The organism is Rhodococcus sp. EPR-147 (assembly GCF_001647185.1).
GTDB lineage: Bacteria > Actinomycetota > Actinomycetes > Mycobacteriales > Mycobacteriaceae > Rhodococcoides.
In genome coordinates, this window is sequence record NZ_LVCU01000453.1 from 1 (window position 1) to 404 (window position 404).

The 404-nt window shown below is 62.1% G+C and carries 1 pseudogene; it reads left to right on the top strand.

Going from position 1 to position 404, the window contains the following annotated elements:
- A pseudogene (locus tag A2J02_RS19630) lies at nucleotides 1-300 on the top strand (diaminobutyrate--2-oxoglutarate transaminase); the annotation flags it as partial.
- Nucleotides 301-404 lie beyond the last annotated feature (104 nt).

Consider the following 404-nt stretch of genomic DNA (forward strand, 5'->3'; position numbering starts at 1 on the left):
AAGTTCGAGAAGGAAACCCTCGTCAAGGGCGAGCACATCCAGGACCGGTTCATGAAGCTGTGCGCCAAGTTCGACGGCATCTCCACCCGCGGCCGCGGCATGGTTCAGGCCCTGGTGTTCGACGACGCAGAACTCGCAGGCAAGGTGTCTCAGCTGTGCTACGACGAGCGTCTGCTCGTCGAGACCGCCGGCCCCAAGGACGAGGTCGTCAAGCTGCTTCCCCCGCTGACCACGACGATCGACGAGCTCGATCGCGGCCTGGACATCATCGAAAGTGCCGTCGCGAAGGTCCTCTCCTAGAGACCCGTTCGCACGCACCGAAATCGAAGGAGGACATCGACATGATCGTTCGCACCACGCAGGAAATCACCGGTACCGACCGCGACATCTCGAGCGAAGACGGC